This window comes from Helicobacter aurati (assembly GCF_003364265.1).
In the GTDB taxonomy this organism is placed as follows: Bacteria; Campylobacterota; Campylobacteria; order Campylobacterales; family Helicobacteraceae; genus Helicobacter_A; species Helicobacter_A aurati.
The window spans coordinates 78,223-94,602 of the sequence record NZ_NXLW01000005.1 but is presented as its reverse complement, the minus strand read 5'-3'; the positions used below and the strand labels follow the sequence as shown (position 1 = coordinate 94,602).

The following is a 16,380-nucleotide window of genomic DNA, read 5'->3' as shown; positions in this document are numbered from 1 at the left end:
TGAGTTGCAAGATGATTTAGTATTGAATTTTGTATTGGTGGTAAGTTAAATTAACAAAAGTTAAACGAATTGCAGATCTAAATTTAGATTCTGTTAATATTACCTTAATGGAAATTAGTATAAAATCTGTTACTAAATTTTAGTTTAAGGTAGATAGTATGAGCGCAGATAAGATAGCTACATCTGCTTGGCATAAAGCAAGTTGGAGAGATTTCCCCATTAAGCAGCATCCTTGCTATGTGAATAAGGAGAGTATAGAATCTGTTGAAAGAGAGTTAAGTAATTTCCCTCCATTGGTTTTTGCGAAAGAGGCAGATAGTCTTAAAGACAAGCTTGCAAAAGCTAGCCGTGGTGAAAGCTTTTTATTGCAAGGTGGTGATTGCGCAGAAAGTTTTTCGCAATTTAGCACGAATGCTATTCGCGACATGTTTAAGATTATTTTGCAGATGAGCGTGATTCTTACTTTTGCTTCGAGTCGTCCTGTTATTAAAGTTGGTCGATTAGCAGGACAATTCGCCAAACCACGAAGTAACGATGTTGAAGTAATTGATGGTGTGAGTTATCCAAGTTATCGCGGAGATTTGATTAACTCTCAAGAGTTAGATAAAAGAGAACCAGATCCTTTAAGATTACTAAAGGGTTATCATCAAAGTGCCAGCACGTTGAATCTGTTGCGTGCATTTTCTCAAGGCGGTTTTGCTAATTTAGAGCAGGTCCATAATTGGAATCTGGGCTTTGTTGCAAACAATAACTTTGGGAAACGTTATGAAGAATTGGCAAGCCAAATTGAGAAATCACTGCGATTCATGAATGCTTGCGGTATTGATACTCAAACCACTAGGCAGCTTAAAGAGGTGTCATTCTATACCTCACATGAAGCCTTAGTGCTTAATTATGAAGAGGCACTTACTAGGCAAGATTCTTTGAGTAAGGATTGGTATGATTGCTCCGCGCATTTTCTTTGGATTGGTGAGCGTACACGCGATATTGATCATGCACACATGGAGTTTTTACGTGGAGTAAAAAATCCTTTGGGCGTGAAGATTGGTCCTAATGCAACAAAAGACGATCTTCTTAAGATTTGCGATATTCTTAATCCTTTGAATGAATGTGGTAGGCTTACTTTTATTGTACGTATGGGGGCAGATAAGATAGAGCAGAGGTTTCCTGCATTATTACGTGCGGTTTGTGAAGAAGGGCGAAATATTGTCTGGAGTTGTGATCCTATGCACGGTAATACAAAAGTAGCAAGCAGCGGATACAAAACACGTTCTTTCACGGATATTGTTAGCGAAATTAGGAGCTTTTTTGCTATACATAAAGCGCAGGGCAGCATTGCTAGTGGTATTCATCTCGAAATGACTGGAACAGACGTTACAGAGTGTTTAGGTGGTGTCCAAGATATTAATGAATCTAGCCTTCACAAAAATTATCATACACAATGCGACCCACGTTTAAATGCTACACAGGCTTTAGAATTGAGCTTTATGTTAGCTGAAATTTTACAGAAATAATTTTGCTAATAGATGATTGTAAGTTTAATCCTAGTATGATTTATATGATTCTTAAAAGTAAGTAATCTTTAATCGCATAACAAAGTTAATATTCTTAAGTAACAATTATTGAATTTGTTGTTAGCCACTTTTAAGATAATAGATGATCTTGGCATATTCCACAGAGCTAAGGATTTCAATGAAATATTCCATACGTTAAGCTATGCGTCTTTTATATGCTGAAGTAGCAATTTTGCTTTATTGATGTCTTGTGTAATTTGCGCCTTTAAGTCCTCTAGTTTTTCAAATTTTTGATTATTACGTATTCTTTCAACAAAGCTTATCTCGATAATTTCTCGTTTTGCGATTTGTATTGTAGCATTTTCTATAACATGACACTCAATACAGAATTGCTTATCCGTACTTAATCGATTGCCAACAAATATTACGGTTTTATAGGTTTTTTTGTTAAAAAAACACAGACCCGCATAAACGCCATATTTTGGCAACAAATAGAGTGTCGTTGCAACGTTGATGGTGGGATAGAGTTTTTCTCGCCCGATACCTTGACCTGTTATTACTAGTCCTTTGATTGTATAGAATCTGCAAAGCAGGGTATTTGCATTGGTTATATCTCCATATTTTATAAGTTCTTTGATGATACTCGTGTGAATGGGCATGTCGTTACATTTTTGAGATTCTAAGATAATAACCTCTACCTGCGATTTCCCCATACTTGTAAGCAGTGGTTTAATATCGGAAGTGCTGCTTATTCGATTCTCTCCAAAACAAAAATCATAACCTACAATTATTCTCTGTAAGTTTGGCAAAACATGAAAGAGTAATTCAAGAAATTGCAGTGGGCTGTATGACTTAATTACATCAAACCTTAGACGATAACACGGCACTTGTGTATATTTTTCGCGTTCTTGTGGGGGTGTGATAAATGGTGGTTTGACTTGAGCGATACTAAGAGCCAATCCATTATCGCCGACTAAACTAAGGAGTTTGATATGGGCTTTGTGCATAGCATCGAACTTACCAATGGCGATTGAGTTATAGGGTAGTTTAGAATTGGCAAAAGATAAAAAACTCTTCATTTCCAGCCTTTCCTTTCACTTGTGATTGTTCAACATATAACAAGGTTGCGCCATAGTTTTCTAAAAGAGATAATATTGACAAAAGAGACTCTTTAATGGCTATTTTGTCAGTAACAACTCCTTTTTTATCACGTTGTGCGAGCCTCCCGACTTCAAATTGTGGCTTAAAGAGTAGAAGCAAATGATTGCTTAAAGAATATAGAGAATCTAAAATATTACGTAAGGAAATGAAACTCACATCACAGGTAAGCATAATAAAAGGTTTGGTTGTGTATGGTTGTTGCGAATTAGATGTAATATGCCTTGCATTATGGATCGCACAGAGATTTTGCAACGATTGGAATCTTGGTAATTTTATGTCGCAATCTCTAGAATCTCGCAGTAAAGATATTGTCAGCAAAGATTCTAACCAGAATCTTTTATGACTGCTTAAATCACGAATATCGAGATTTTCTAGTGAAAACACACGCATATTCTCTTTAAGATTTTTGTTGAGCTGCATTGATCCAACATCTTGCGCTATTACAGAATGCGCTCCTTTTGCCAGTAGCACTTGAGTAAATCCTCCACTACTCGCGCCCACATCAAGCACTATTTGATTGGCAATAAGATTGTCTGTAATGTATTGTTTTATGTTAGCGATTTCTTTTGAATGATTCTGATGAATGGTGTGGCACTCGCTTATTGTATATGGTTGAAGTTGATAGTGAATATTAGCTGTGATATGAGATTGTTTGTTGTTGTACTTGATTATTTTTCCACTGCTATTAGAGATAGTGTCAAGGAATCTTTGTAATTTTAACGCAGCTCTTGAATAGTATAATTCTCCTGCAATGAATGCCTCTTGCGTAAGGGTAACAACGTCAGTTTTTGTAACGCAATAAGCTGGTTTAGTGGTTTTTTGATTATTCACATAGACAAAAGATTCTGTAATCATATCGTGTGCTTTATGCCTTGAACATTTATAAGTAGTGGCTATATATTGATCTAAACGCATGCTTAATTTTGGATTCCATTAATTGATGCAATTGGCTATCATTGAAAAGAACTATTGCAGAATTTCTATAACTTCTTCGTCTTTGGAAAGGGAAAACTTCGTATACCAATTTAACATAAAATGACTAAGAACCAATATTTGCCAAGGCAACACAAAAAAATTTATGATTGGAAGATATAAAGGGATAAATAGCACACCATTGAGCACCGTGATTGGCATAGCATTATGTTGTAAAAAGATTTTATATTCGCTATCAGACATGATGTTTAGGGCTATTTCGTAATTCAAATTTACACAAAAGAAACGAAAATAGAAGAATATACTTAATATCATGCCGATAAGCCCCAGTCCAATGAGATCCAAAAGCGAACAAAACATTGATAGAATCAAAAATTTCAATAGAGTTTTACTAAACATTACAGCCGAGAGTTTAAGTGATTCTAAGAAAGAAGGAGGGTTGAGCAATGTGGAGGGGTAAAATTCTCTTTGAGTAAATTGTACGATTATTGGGGCAAAGAAACAAGTAATAATAAGAGAGATGACACCCACAACAAACACAATAAGAATAGTTATACCGATGAAAGCAAATAGACAAAGAACAACATAAACGCACGTGTTAAGTAGTCCGTCCTGCACGGCATAGTTTAACCACATGGCGGGGAATTTTTGCAAAAACCAATTGAAATGATACAGGCTAGTAATGAATAATGCGACATACAGGCAGGCAATAAAAAACACTGGAACAATACTTAGAGCTAATATTTTGGGATGTTTAAGACTTTTAAACGTCATAGCAAAAGGTGTTTGTAAAAAGGCGAAGAAATTCCGTGAATTTATACTGTTGCTTGTGAAATATATCATTACTTCTCTTGGTGTCCTGATGCTCAGTGGCAAAATAAATTTGCAATAATTACAATTAAATTGTATCATTATACCTCAAATAAATGCCTAAATTTCCCTTAACGATAGGAAAAATTAGCAAACCTTAACAAAACTTTAAAATGTAGAATGAGGAGTTGTAATGTCTATGAGTTTTTTAAGAAATTCGTTACAAAAAGCAACGTTAGCAAGTTGTATTATGTTCCCAGCCTTGCTAGGGGTAAATTTATATGCTAAAACGATTGTAACCGTTGATGGGATAACTATTTCCGATTCTGTTTTTGCTGCTCTTAAGCAACAAAATCCCAATTTTAATTATGAGGCGTTGCCCGAAGCTCAAAAGCAGCAATTTTTAGATGAGATTATTAATGCAGTTGTTGTTGCCAATACTGCAAAGAAAGAAGGAATGGATAAGAGCGAAGAGTATAAAATGGCAAATTTACAATTACTCTATCAATTGTGGTTAAATAAACAAGCTGAGAATCTTGATAAGACGGTAAGCGTTACAGATGAAGAAGCACAAAGATTCTACAACAATAACATTACTTTCTTCATTACACTTAATGCAACACTAAGACATATTCTTGTGGCAAAGGAAGATGAGGCGAAAAATATTATTGCGGAAATTGGTAAAGTGCCAAAGAATAAAACGAGAGAAAAATTTTCTGAACTTGCTAAAAAGTATTCTATAGATCCTAGCTCAAAAGAAAAAGGAGGGTTAATTGAAAATATGAATCTTAATGATCAGAATATTGCTCCAGAGTTTGTACAAGAAGCAAAAAAAATGAGTGCCAATTCTTACACAAGAACACCAGTTAAAACAAGATATGGTTACCATGTTATTTATTTACAAAAAATTGACCAGCCCGTTACAGAGCCTTTTAGCAAAGTTAAAACGCAAATTATACAATTGCTAAAACAACAAAAAATGCAGGAAATTGTGGCAGAAAAAGTAAAAAAAATGAGAGCTTCAGCAAATATCACTTATCCAAAATAGCGATATTTAATGGAGATTTTCGATTTAAATGATTTTTAGATTATTGATGCCTATCGTAATTTTATGAAAGTTATAAAATAATTCGGGCAGTATAGATTCAAAAGTATTGTGGGTGAAAGAATTTTATGAAAAAAGATGTTACTGTGCTACAACGTGTTCTTAGTGCTAACGATAAGATAGCAAATATATTACGAGATATTTATCGTGAGCACAATAAATATGTTATTAATTTAATGAGCAGTCCAGGGAGTGGGAAAACTAGCCTTTTAGAATCTTTGAGTGATACTGATTTAAAATTTTGTGTAATTGAAGGTGATTTAGAAACTAATCGTGATGCTGATAGACTCGAGACGAAAGGCATTTTGGCAAAACAAATCACTACGGGAGAAGCCTGTCATCTTGAAGCTAAGATGATACAAACTATCTTACCCTCTATTATCGCTGATGTGAGGTTTCAAGCTAGCGATTTTATATTTATTGAGAATGTAGGAAATCTTGTTTGTCCTGCTAGTTATGATTTAGGTGCAAATGTCAATGTCGTATTATTAAGTGTCCCAGAGGGAGATGATAAGGTATTAAAGTATCCTTCCATGTTTTTATGCGCAGATATAGTTTTAATAACAAAAGCAGATATGATTCCGTTTTTTGAATTTAGTGTAGAAAGAGTGAAACAAGATTTAAAATCTTTACGTAATGGTATAGAGCTTATGTTAGTAAGCAGTAAAGAGATGTCAAGTATTGCAACATTGAAACAAAGATTCCAGAAGTTTGCCCAAGATGGCTATATTTCGAATCATATTTATCGTTAAGTTTGCGATGTCTAATTGTATTTGGGAGCAATGCAAAAGTTCGTGATGGGGTTACAAATTTTGTAATTGCAGGCATGGAAGTGTGAAATTACTAGAGCTAGTTTTTGTTTTATATATTTGCTCGCTTCTATCACTGGGAGTGTGGATACCACTTAGTCTTATAAAGGCAAATGATAATCGATCTGCACTTACAACTTTGTATGCCCTTAAACGTACTCGTATGTTGGCACTTGTGGATAGTTCATATTTTGGACATATTGATTTAAAAGATCATTATTCTTTTAAGAGGGTGGATAGACAAAGACTGCTAAGGCAATACGAACCTTTTTATTGGCAGTTACAATTTCATACAACAGGTATTTATACGAAAAATAGCCTTTCGATTTACAGAGACACTCCTAGGTTTGCGGAAACAACAGATTTTGATAGACGACCTTTGGCTGGTGATATTGTTGCGTTAAGTGTTGCTAATTCCCAGTGTTTGAGCGGTTATAATAATACCAATATCGCTCAACGTTGCAAGAATAATGCTCTCTTTGATTTTCGCTTAGGTGAGAGTAATAAATTACAAACTTTACGGTTAGCTTCCCTCTCTTCTTGTCAGGAAAGAGATACTTTTCGGTTTTATTTCAGTGATATTTCAGGGATTCTATGCGGGAATCCAATACATAAGCCAAAAGGCATACAAACCATTCAGGTAGCAAATTTTTACATTCTTCTCAATCCACAAACGGGTTATGCTTTTATACGTTAGTTATTCTTGAGTATATAAATTTTAGTTTCATAGAGCGATTAAGATCTTTAGGGCATTTGTTACATAAAGTAAAAATGACTATAAAGTTATAAATGATTTATGAAATTTGTAATTTACTATGTATGAAAATTGTTACACTAATACTTGAAGACAAGTAATTGTCGCATTCTACTAACTTAGTAATTTGGGAGGAAATAATGAGCAAATATATTGATAGTGGCAATGTTTTTAAGTCTCGATATGAAAATTATGTTGGCGGGAGATGGTTGCCGCCGGTGGAAGGAAACTATACGCAAAATAAAAGTCCTATTAATGGTAAGGTGCTGTGTGAAGTGCCATTATCAAGCGAAAAGGATATTGAAAACGCTCTTGATGCTGCACATGGGGCAAAGTGCTGTTGGGCAAAAACAAGTGTTGCCGAACGTTCAAAAATACTTTTAAAGATTGCTGATAGAATCGAAGAGAATTTAGAAAAAATAGCTCATGCGGAAACTTGGGATAATGGAAAACCCATTCGAGAAACTTTAAATGCAGACATTCCTTTAGCGGCTGATCATTTTCGTTATTTTGCGGGATGTTTGCGTGCGCAAGAGGGTGCTATATCTGATTTAGACCATGACACTGTAGCCTATCATTTTCATGAACCGCTAGGGGTAGTTGGACAAATTATTCCCTGGAATTTTCCTATTCTTATGGCAGCTTGGAAACTTGCTCCTGCATTAGCAGCGGGGAATTGCGTAGTTCTTAAACCGGCTTCTGCTACGCCAGCTAGTATTCTTGTCTTGTTTGATATTATTGGTGATTTGTTACCTAAAGGTGTGGTTAATATTGTCAATGGCAGTGGGGGCAAAATAGGCAAGCATTTAGCGACAAGCCCAAGAATCGCAAAAGTAGCCTTTACTGGCTCTACAAGTGTCGGGCGACAGATTATGCAATTCGCTACGGAAAATATTATTCCTTGCACTTTAGAGCTTGGCGGTAAATCTCCTAATATTTTCTTTGAGGATATTTATGACTATGAAGATGCGTTTCTTGATAAGGCTATCGAGGGGCTTGTACTTTTCGCTTTCAATCAAGGAGAAGTTTGCACTTGCCCAAGTAGAGCTTTAATCCATGAAAAAATTTATGATAAATTCATAGAAAAAGTCCTTAAAAGAGTTGAGGCAATAAAGGTAGGTTGCCCATTGGATCCTACTACTATGATGGGTGCTCAAGTCGATGAAAATCAAGTGAATACAATTTTGAATTATATTAAGATTGGCAAGGAAGAAGGCGCAGAATGCTTGATTGGAGGCGAAAGAAACAATCTCGGAGGAGATTTAGCAAATGGTTGTTATATCAAGCCCACTATCTTTAAAGGGCATAATAAAATGAGAATCTTCCAAGAAGAAATTTTTGGACCAGTGTTAGCTTTAACAACTTTTAAAGACGAAAATGAAGCAATGGAAATTGCCAATGACACTATCTACGGTTTAGGTAGTGGTGTCTGGACAAGGGATATTAATCGAGCTTATCGTTTTGGTAGAGGCATTAAGGCAGGCAGAGTATGGACAAATTGCTATCATGCGTATCCGGCACACGCTGCATTTGGAGGCTACAAACAATCAGGTATTGGTAGAGAAACACATAAAATGATGCTTGAGCACTATCAACAAACCAAAAATATTTTGGTGAGCTATTCTATCAACAAATTAGGGTTTTTCTAATTCTTACTATTGAGGGGTTATATCATTTACAATTAGGCATATTATTTATTATACATTCGGGGATCTTCTTTATTGTAGATTGGAGCTTGAAATAACGTGTAGTTATTTCTTGCTTTAGTTATTGCCGTCGCTCTCCTTCTTAATTTGACATTTTTAAGTATATTATAAGCGCGTTTTAAATATAGTTGTAGAATCTTCTATTGTGCATACTAAACGTGTAGTATAAAAGGAGTAGTCATGATGGATATTATCCAAAAATTAGAAATTATTTTAAATCAAGGATTGTATGGACGTGATGATGAAGTCCGTTTGGCTCTCTTGTGCGTATTGGCAAATAAACCTTTGTTTTTGTATGGACATGATGATGTTACTGAAATCAAAACCCGTTTTGATGCACTTTTTGGGGAAACTTTTATTAAAGCCAAAGTTTGTTATTCTAATGTGCTTAAGGAAAAATATAATATCAATAAATATACCGCTTATTGTTTTTTAGGGAATCATACTGATAGTAACTTTCTTTATAAGTATTTTTTTTCTGCTAATTGTAGTAATGTTGTGGAAAGGCTTGGACAATTTCGGGCGGAAGCACAAAAACTTAAGAAATATTTTCAAGAATATGATTTTTCAAAATTCTGGAATGACGAAAATAAAAATATAGCCATTAATTTTATAGAATCTCTTGTTGCCCATGTCGCGCGTTTGTGCAATCAAGATGCAGGAAGCTCTGCTGATAAGGCTAAAATTTTGATAACAAATATTTCCGATAAACATTTTAAAGATTTTCTGCATCTTTTAGCAATCAATCTTATTATTAGCAATAGAAAGATTCTCAGCCCGATGGATTTTGGTATGTTTTATTATTGTTTGCGTGATTGGGCTGACGCATTAAAGTACCTTGAAGAAACAATTTGTCTTTCGTTATCAAATGCGTCTATACCTACTTTTGTATTTCATAATGCGGAATGTGAAAATGAGCTTAAAAAGCAGTTTCTTACAGGATATGAGCAGAATGTCAGTGAATTTCCTTATGGTGAATTTATGGTGTATGTACCCTATTCTTCATCTCCTAATCAATCTCCTCACGAAATATTTCTAATAATTCAAGATTTTCATAAATACTTTCAGGATATTTCACAAACGGACCATCATCATGATTTAGATGAGGATTTTCGAGAATTAGAATCCAAGGAAGATATTTTTAAACGAGCGCAATTAGAGGAAATCGAATTAAAAGAAGCACAATTGGCGCAAGTGCAATTAAAACGTTCGGCTTTTAAAACGGTGAAAGATGGCTTAGACGAGAGACTAAAAATCGTAATAGCTAAAGAGACAGAGTTACGCGAGCAAAGAGAAGCACTTGAAAATAAATGTAAGGATTCTAAGATAGCTGGACAAAAGGAAGGTTATGAATTGCAAATAGCAGAAGTCAGAGCAAAAGAGAATCAATATAAAGAAGTACGCTTGAATTTAGAGGGGCAGCTGCAAGAGGCTAGGAATGTTTTGGAAGATAAATTACGTCATACTAAGGAGATTTTAGAATCTAAAATTCAGGAATTGCAAGTGAAAGAAGCAGATGTGCAAGAGGTTAGAACAAGGGTGAATGCAAGGTTAGCTAGCCTTAAGAGCGATGTTAATATACGACTAAAAAAAGCAAAAGGTTATGCCACACAATTACGTTCTCTTGTTGTAACTTTAAACAAGATTATCGAATCTTGTGATAAGCAAATGCAAAATGTTTCAAAACCAAACCCCATTTGGGCTAATCCATTGAAATTACATGTTGCTGGATTACACAAGATTCAAAAGAATTTGCCTAGTATGATTCGAGTTTTTGAAACAAAAATTAAGCAATACGAAGAGAATATGCGTAAAAGCTTGCAAGTATAAAAGAGATATAAAAAGGTATAAGGGAATATCATTCAATAATGAGTTTTTGCATAAAGAGTTGTTTCATGGTAGGAATGGGTGCTTATTGATGACTTTTTAAGAGAATGGATATTGATAAATCAAGGAATCAAATATAAGCTTAGTATTTATTATAAAGCATTGAAGCAGAGTGCTTTGATAAGTTTAGAAGAATGAATGTGAATATAAAATGTAACAACGATAAGATTTTATAGTTTATTTATTGGAATCCCTAGGCAAAGCTTTTACAGATTGTTACTTACTCTATGGTTATTTTCAATGTTATTTCACCTCTTTTTCATTGATATTCTTTGTAAAATTATATTTCTCTTCATATTTTAATGAATCCAATTCTTTATGGAGCTTTTTATATGCTTTTATAACATTTAATACGGCAGCAGCTACCCCGTAGCCTAGTCCCACCCATATTAGCCAATAATGTCCAGTGAGTTTATAGAGACCATAGCCTAATCCTAGTCCTAAAAGTATGGCTATTACCATGGATATTCCAAGTGATAAGTCATTTGCTCCTTTTACAACTTGACGTATCTTGCTATCTTGAGGTTTTGATTCCATATCGTTTTTTTGCATTTATAGTCCTTTTTGAATAACAAAATGTTTGCTTCTTTCTACCCCACGGAAAATACACATAATATTTTTTTTATTAGAATCATAGTAAAGGAAAGCTCCTTCTAGCATATAAGGCCAAAGCATGTCGCATGTATCCGACCCAGATATAAAACCAATAATGGCAAGTAAAAAAGTATCGTGGGTAATAAATAACTCCATATTTTCAGAGTCATTTTGGAAAACGTACCCAAATAATATTTCCATACTAGAGTGTAAATCTCGCATACCGGGCAGTTTTTCTCCTCGTAAAAAAGCAGACATAATAGCATGCGCTGATTGTTGTTTAAAAAGTTTTTCTGCCTCCGTAATATTGGTAATGTAGCATTCTGCTAATACGTTTGTTGGAATAATATCAAGATGTATATTATGTGTGTTTGCATAGCCTTGTGCAAAATATGTTGCAGTTTGAACGCATCGCTGAATATGGCTTGTAAAGATTCGTTCGATTGAGAATTTACAATGTTTGCCAAAATGCTCTGCAAGCACTTTTCCTTCTCTAGTTAATAATACGTTAGTTCCTACTTCTCCCTTGCGAATATCGCCGCGTAAGGAATGCCTTAGAATCATTTTTGCATTTTTTGGAGAAATTTTCGCGCTTTGTATAAAATCTTCATAAATTGAGTAAATCATTAGCGTCCCCAGTTAAAATTTGTTCATTGGGATTCTACAATAGTTTTATCTTTTCGGGAATTTTATTGTTTTTGATAAGCAAAAGCTATAACATTATCTACCATTTATAGACTATTTTATCCGATTTGTAATTATCAGATTTTTTATAGCTTGCTATAATAATACATAACTTGATTGGAGGAGAGAGCTTTGGCAGATACACGCCTATTTTTCTTGTCCACAGCATTATTGAGCGTAGCTATATTTATGAGTTATTCGCTTTCTTCTTATGCGGTTATTTATTATAACTATGGACAATTTCACTTTTTATTTCGAGAATTATTTGCGGGATGTTTAGGCATAATTATTATGTGGGGATTATCATATTTTAATCCAGATAGATACCTTCTGACGCTTGGGCTGATTCTCATGTTCGCCTCTTTGGTTGTGATTCTTATTTTGCCATTTTTACCTGATAGTTATGCGACAAGTGCGGGTGGAGCAAAAAGATGGTTAAGATTGCCTAACTTCTCTCTTTCTCCATTGGAATTTTTTAAGATAGGCTACATTATTTTTATTGCGTGGAGTTTAAGTAGAAAATTTCAAGGCGGAAATACTCTTTCTTTTTTACAGCAATTAACTATTGTTGTTCCTCACTTGTTTGTATTTCTTATTGTTACTATGATTATTTCTGCATTGCAAAATGACTTAGGACAAATCATTCTCTTAGCGATTGTTTTTATTGCCATGTTGATATGTGCAGGAGGACGATTTTCTCTTTTTACTTTAACATTAGGGGTTATTACTACTGTTGGGACTATCCTTGTTATTATTAGCCCTCATCGGATAAAAAGAGTACGCGAATGGTGGATAAATATAGAAAACATTATTCATTCCTATGCGCCAAACTTTTCTTTATTGGGTGAATACAATATGGATATTGGAGGACAAGTTCAGAATGCTACTTATGGTTTTCACTATGGCGGGCACTTTGGTTCTGGTATAGGACAAGGCATCGTTAAACTAGGATTCTTAGGAGAAGTGCATACAGATATGGTATTGGCAGGTATTACAGAAGAAATTGGCATTGTGGGGCTATTTTGTTGTGTACTGCTGTTTTTTCTCATATTATTTAGAATCTTAAAAATTTCTTATCGCTTAAGAAGCTCTTTTTATCATCTTTTTTGTGTGGGCGTTGTATGTTTGTTGGGATTTAGTTTCTTTATTAATTCATTTGGCGAGGCTGGTATTATTCCAATTAAAGGTATGGCTGTACCTTTTTTGAGCTATGGGGGTAGCAGTCTTATTTGTTGTTGTGTTCTGGTAGGGCTTGTTTTGTCTTTATCTAGACGTGTTGATTTGAAATAACAATCAACGGGCAAGTATTAGTTTTTTTATTATAAAATAGTGCAATTTGCATCAAGGAGAGATTAATGTTTCATGAGTATCGAGAAGAAATTAGCCAATTAAAGCAGCATAATGCCCATTTTGAAAAAATTTTTAATGAACATAATGAATTAGATCAGAAAATAAAAAATGCAGAGGATGGAATCACTCCTATAGGGAATCAAGAAATTGAGATTCTCAAGAAACAAAAGTTACACTTAAAAGATCAAGTGTATGCCATGATTCTGGATTATCGTAAAACACATAAGTAAAAGAACAATAATTTTTATTTAATTCTGCAATAATCTATTGTTATATAAAATCACTTTCGAATTACATTTCATAAACGAATGTTATTGCCTCAATATAATTTCTAGTAGTTATTTTCTCTACTTGGAATAGGAATCATTATGGGTTATGGAATTTAATAATCCTGCATAACTAAGATTAAATTAAACATAGCGAGAAGAGGTTCAATTATTTGCAAGATAAACTGAAGAAGCTCATTGAGTTAAGTGGGAATCGATATTTCTTCTGCGTTTTTGTACTAGTGTATTTATTGGGCGTTATTTGCTTTGCAAATTTTGGTGTCATTGATGATCATACACTAACAAATACATTGTTAATTGATAAGAGTATTCCTATTCAGCATCATATTATGATAAATATTGGGAGGTTTTTCCCCCTAAATGGGCAAGATTTGAATATTTTGAGTTTTATATTTGCAGCTAAACCCATTGTATTTTATACTTTTAACGCGGTGTGTATTGTCATTGTGATTATTGCCTTACACTATGTTGTTTGTGGAATTACAGAACATATTTTAAACTCTATGAATGTTGTAGTTACACAGCAAATGCTGAAATGCGTTGCTGCTTTTTGCATCATTCTTTTGCTTATTGCGCCTGCTTTTATACAAAGTTACTTGAGATTGTTTGTTCCTGAACGTATGGAATTTGTATTTTTAAGCTTTTTTCTGGCTTGCTATACATATATTCTGCGCATGAATAATAATGCAAATACAAGCATTCAAGCATTTATTGTGCTATTTATTGGAATCTGTTGTGCTAACATCGCGCTTTATTACAAAGAGACTACGTTTATCCTTTTAGGTGCTTTTGGATTTTGTCATTTGATTGCTTACTTGTTATTTTCAAGCAACAAAAATGGTAAATTGATTCTATTCGATATAGCACTTGTTCTTTCGAGTTGTGTTTGGGTGATAGTCTATTATCTTATTGTTTTTAGTCAAAAGCAAACAATGGAAAGATATGGTGGACAATTTATCCATGAATCATTTAAGATTGTATCTAAGATATTTTATACATTATGGAAAATATTTCTCAATGAGACATTTCTCATGGTTTCTTTGATTCTATGTTGTAGTTTTTTGCTAGTTACATTGATAAAGAAACGGTATGTTAATCCTCTTCTTGTGGCATTGACACTTGCTAGTATGGCTTTTATTGCTGGATACGTTGTATTGGGAATTTTTCCTGCTAATCACTATATGCTGCCTTGTTATATTTTTGCTTTACCGCTTTTTTGTGTGAGCATACTTTTTGCAAGAAATTTATTGGTATATAGGTGGTTATTAATTGCTTCTGGAGTATATTTTATTGTAGCAGTCTTACCTAATTCTCTGCTTCTGTTTGGTCATTATAAGCTTGTTCCCAATAATTTTCAAAACTGCGTACGTTTTTTAAGTGAGTATACAATGAGCCATCCACATACAAAGATATATCTTAAGGATATTAATCCTGTAGCTGGAGTGGAAATTTATGTAAGTTTTGATCGATGGTTGAAATTTTACGGTGCACAACATTTCGATTTAGATTCAGTTAATATGTATGATCCCTCTAAACAATATAATGCAGGCGATATTATTGTTGTGCCGTATGCTTATAGTGCAAGCATACAGGAGTTTCTCTCGAAACCATCTAACTATGAGTTGCTTTATGCTTCTCCGTATAATGTTGATATACCCAATCTCTCATTGAGAAACCTGATTCGTCTTGTAAAGTATCAAGTGAAATCAAAAAATGTCAAAAATGTTGGACAATTTTCAGATTATAGTTTTTATGTTGTTAAAATTACGTAAAAAACAGTGCATACTGATATTAATCGAACCTATTGCTAATATTCGACTTATAATAAATGATAAACTTTCATAATTGGAAGGTTATATCTAGAATACCTTGAGAGAATTCTATATTTGGGAAAATATTATGGTGAAAATGTCGGTATCTCTGAATCCTGCTATTTTTGGAGGAAAAGGTTTGTTGCATAAAGATATTAATTATAAAGATTCAGTTGATACATTATTAATAGAACCGCTGCTTTCAGGCAATGCTTATTATGTTGATATAATTAATTTTTCTGCACTGCATTCACATGAGTTACTTAATAGATATGATGAGTTTGGTCTTAGTAGGGACATTATTAACGGATACGTTAATGATTATGATATGTTCTTAACTCCTTATGTTGTGCAGTTCGAGTTCCGTTATCAACAACAATTTCTCGACAATATTAAAGATTTGTCTGCAAAAATGTCTTTATCTAATCATTGTGATAATTCAATCCGTGATTTGAGGGATTTACGTACATTTCAAAATCCCTGTATAGCATTTGGCGATTTTAGTTTGAGCTATATTGACAAAGAGGGTTGGTATGGTATGTCTGATGTTTATTGGGATTTTTTCGAAGTCATTCGATTGGAGCATTCGCGTATGATTGCACATAAATTAAGAAAGATGTCCTCGTATCTTTACTTTTCTTTTGTGGATTCAGAGGACGAACCTGTTGTGAAGCTTTATTCGGATTTTCGCGACTATCGACTTGTTAGTTACGATAAAAAACCATTAAGGCAAATTAGTAGATTGTTAGTTAACACCAAGAGACATACCTTTGCTACTTATCAAGTAGAGCCATTAAGTCCTATGGCATTATCATATTACAATCGCTTATTTTTTCTTGTGAAGCAGAATCCAGAAGAGAATCATTATGCTTTTATCGTTTTTTTTAGTGAAGAAGAAATTAGTAGAATTGCCGTTCTTAAGACATGGGCTTGTGCAGAGAAATAAATATTCATAATGTGAAAAATCGGTTGTTA

15 protein-coding genes are annotated in these 16,380 nt (G+C 33.9%); 10 read left to right on the top strand and 5 right to left on the bottom strand.

Annotated features, from left to right (window positions below; translation table 11 throughout):
• The first annotated feature begins 158 nt into the window (after positions 1-158).
• Positions 159-1,514 (top strand): class II 3-deoxy-7-phosphoheptulonate synthase, encoded by a 1,356-nt coding sequence (locus CQA66_RS03890; RefSeq protein WP_104762415.1) that lies wholly within the window; start codon positions 159-161, stop codon positions 1,512-1,514.
• A gap of 200 nt (positions 1,515-1,714) precedes the next feature.
• On the opposite strand, the gene CQA66_RS03885 is transcribed toward CQA66_RS03890, so the two are convergent.
• The 3 genes from CQA66_RS03885 to CQA66_RS03875 are packed head-to-tail and all read right to left on the bottom strand — an operon-like array spanning position 1,715 to position 4,451.
• Positions 1,715-2,593: a bifunctional riboflavin kinase/FAD synthetase gene (locus CQA66_RS03885; protein ID WP_104762416.1), complete on the bottom strand. Its 879-nt coding sequence runs from the start codon at positions 2,591-2,593 to the stop codon at positions 1,715-1,717.
• On the bottom strand, positions 2,562-3,590 hold the full coding sequence (locus CQA66_RS03880; protein WP_104762417.1) for an SAM-dependent methyltransferase: 1,029 nt from the start codon (positions 3,588-3,590) through the stop codon (positions 2,562-2,564). Before CQA66_RS03880 ends, CQA66_RS03885 begins: the two co-directional genes overlap by 32 nt.
• Before the next feature lie 51 nt (positions 3,591-3,641).
• Positions 3,642-4,451: an EI24 domain-containing protein gene (locus tag CQA66_RS03875; RefSeq protein ID WP_158656993.1), complete on the bottom strand. Its 810-nt coding sequence runs from the start codon at positions 4,449-4,451 to the stop codon at positions 3,642-3,644.
• Between the two features lie 160 nt (positions 4,452-4,611).
• Between CQA66_RS03875 and CQA66_RS03870 the strand changes: the two genes are divergently transcribed.
• The 5 genes from CQA66_RS03870 (at position 4,612) to CQA66_RS03850 (ending at position 10,622) form a co-directional block, all read left to right on the top strand.
• On the top strand, positions 4,612-5,466 hold the full coding sequence (locus CQA66_RS03870) for a peptidylprolyl isomerase (protein ID WP_233707664.1): 855 nt from the start codon (positions 4,612-4,614) through the stop codon (positions 5,464-5,466).
• Positions 5,467-5,591: 125 nt separating this feature from the next.
• Positions 5,592-6,275: a hydrogenase nickel incorporation protein HypB gene (gene hypB, locus CQA66_RS03865; protein ID WP_104762419.1), complete on the top strand. Its 684-nt coding sequence runs from the start codon at positions 5,592-5,594 to the stop codon at positions 6,273-6,275.
• A gap of 82 nt (positions 6,276-6,357) precedes the next feature.
• Complete coding sequence (locus CQA66_RS03860) at positions 6,358-7,029, top strand: hypothetical protein (protein ID WP_104762420.1); 672 nt, start codon at positions 6,358-6,360, stop codon at positions 7,027-7,029.
• Between the two features lie 197 nt (positions 7,030-7,226).
• Positions 7,227-8,735 (top strand): acetaldehyde dehydrogenase ExaC, encoded by a 1,509-nt coding sequence (gene exaC, locus CQA66_RS03855; protein WP_104762421.1) that lies wholly within the window; start codon positions 7,227-7,229, stop codon positions 8,733-8,735.
• 237 nt (positions 8,736-8,972) lie between these two features.
• Positions 8,973-10,622 (top strand): hypothetical protein, encoded by a 1,650-nt coding sequence (locus tag CQA66_RS03850; RefSeq protein ID WP_104762422.1) that lies wholly within the window; start codon positions 8,973-8,975, stop codon positions 10,620-10,622.
• 300 nt (positions 10,623-10,922) lie between these two features.
• Here the strand turns inward: CQA66_RS03850 and CQA66_RS03845 are convergent, their stop codons facing one another.
• Together CQA66_RS03845 and CQA66_RS03840 are read right to left on the bottom strand one after the other, a co-directional pair.
• Positions 10,923-11,231: an AtpZ/AtpI family protein gene (locus tag CQA66_RS03845; protein WP_233707665.1), complete on the bottom strand. Its 309-nt coding sequence runs from the start codon at positions 11,229-11,231 to the stop codon at positions 10,923-10,925.
• Positions 11,232-11,900 carry a histidine phosphatase family protein gene (locus CQA66_RS03840; RefSeq protein ID WP_104762423.1) on the bottom strand — a complete coding sequence of 223 codons (669 nt, stop codon included), beginning with the start codon at positions 11,898-11,900 and terminating at the stop codon, positions 11,232-11,234. It lies immediately after the preceding gene.
• Between the two features lie 189 nt (positions 11,901-12,089).
• Here CQA66_RS03840 and CQA66_RS03835 point away from each other — a divergent pair, with 189 nt between their 5' ends.
• The 4 genes from CQA66_RS03835 (at position 12,090) to CQA66_RS03820 (ending at position 16,351) form a co-directional block, all read left to right on the top strand.
• Complete coding sequence (locus CQA66_RS03835) at positions 12,090-13,247, top strand: FtsW/RodA/SpoVE family cell cycle protein (RefSeq protein WP_104762424.1); 1,158 nt, start codon at positions 12,090-12,092, stop codon at positions 13,245-13,247.
• Positions 13,248-13,312: 65 nt separating this feature from the next.
• The gene (locus tag CQA66_RS03830; protein ID WP_104762425.1) at positions 13,313-13,537 is read left to right on the top strand and encodes an HP1242/YdcH family protein; all 225 of its coding nucleotides are present in this window, start codon (positions 13,313-13,315) and stop codon (positions 13,535-13,537) included.
• A gap of 209 nt (positions 13,538-13,746) precedes the next feature.
• On the top strand, positions 13,747-15,366 hold the full coding sequence (locus CQA66_RS03825) for a hypothetical protein (RefSeq protein WP_104762426.1): 1,620 nt from the start codon (positions 13,747-13,749) through the stop codon (positions 15,364-15,366).
• 127 nt (positions 15,367-15,493) lie between these two features.
• A complete protein-coding gene (locus CQA66_RS03820; RefSeq protein ID WP_104762427.1) occupies positions 15,494-16,351 on the top strand; it encodes a hypothetical protein in 858 nt (285 codons plus the stop codon).
• The last annotated feature ends 29 nt before the right edge of the window (positions 16,352-16,380 follow it).

Excerpts from the sequence above, each read along its gene's own strand:
- hypB (WP_104762419.1), top strand. The coding sequence starts at position 5,592 with ATGAAAAAAGATGTTACTGTGCTACAACGTGTTCTTAGTGCTAACGAT.
- CQA66_RS03850 (WP_104762422.1), top strand. The coding sequence starts at position 8,973 with ATGATGGATATTATCCAAAAATTAGAAATTATTTTAAATCAAGGATTG.
- CQA66_RS03890 (WP_104762415.1), top strand. The coding sequence starts at position 159 with ATGAGCGCAGATAAGATAGCTACATCTGCTTGGCATAAAGCAAGTTGG.
- CQA66_RS03885 (WP_104762416.1), bottom strand. The coding sequence starts at position 2,593 with ATGAAGAGTTTTTTATCTTTTGCCAATTCTAAACTACCCTATAACTCA.
- CQA66_RS03820 (WP_104762427.1), top strand. The coding sequence starts at position 15,494 with ATGGTGAAAATGTCGGTATCTCTGAATCCTGCTATTTTTGGAGGAAAA.
- CQA66_RS03845 (WP_233707665.1), bottom strand. The coding sequence starts at position 11,231 with ATGCAAAAAAACGATATGGAATCAAAACCTCAAGATAGCAAGATACGT.
- exaC (WP_104762421.1), top strand. The coding sequence starts at position 7,227 with ATGAGCAAATATATTGATAGTGGCAATGTTTTTAAGTCTCGATATGAA.
- CQA66_RS03880 (WP_104762417.1), bottom strand. The coding sequence starts at position 3,590 with ATGCGTTTAGATCAATATATAGCCACTACTTATAAATGTTCAAGGCAT.
- CQA66_RS03875 (WP_158656993.1), bottom strand. The coding sequence starts at position 4,451 with ATGATATATTTCACAAGCAACAGTATAAATTCACGGAATTTCTTCGCC.
- CQA66_RS03840 (WP_104762423.1), bottom strand. The coding sequence starts at position 11,900 with ATGATTTACTCAATTTATGAAGATTTTATACAAAGCGCGAAAATTTCT.
- CQA66_RS03830 (WP_104762425.1), top strand. The coding sequence starts at position 13,313 with ATGTTTCATGAGTATCGAGAAGAAATTAGCCAATTAAAGCAGCATAAT.
- CQA66_RS03870 (WP_233707664.1), top strand. The coding sequence starts at position 4,612 with ATGTCTATGAGTTTTTTAAGAAATTCGTTACAAAAAGCAACGTTAGCA.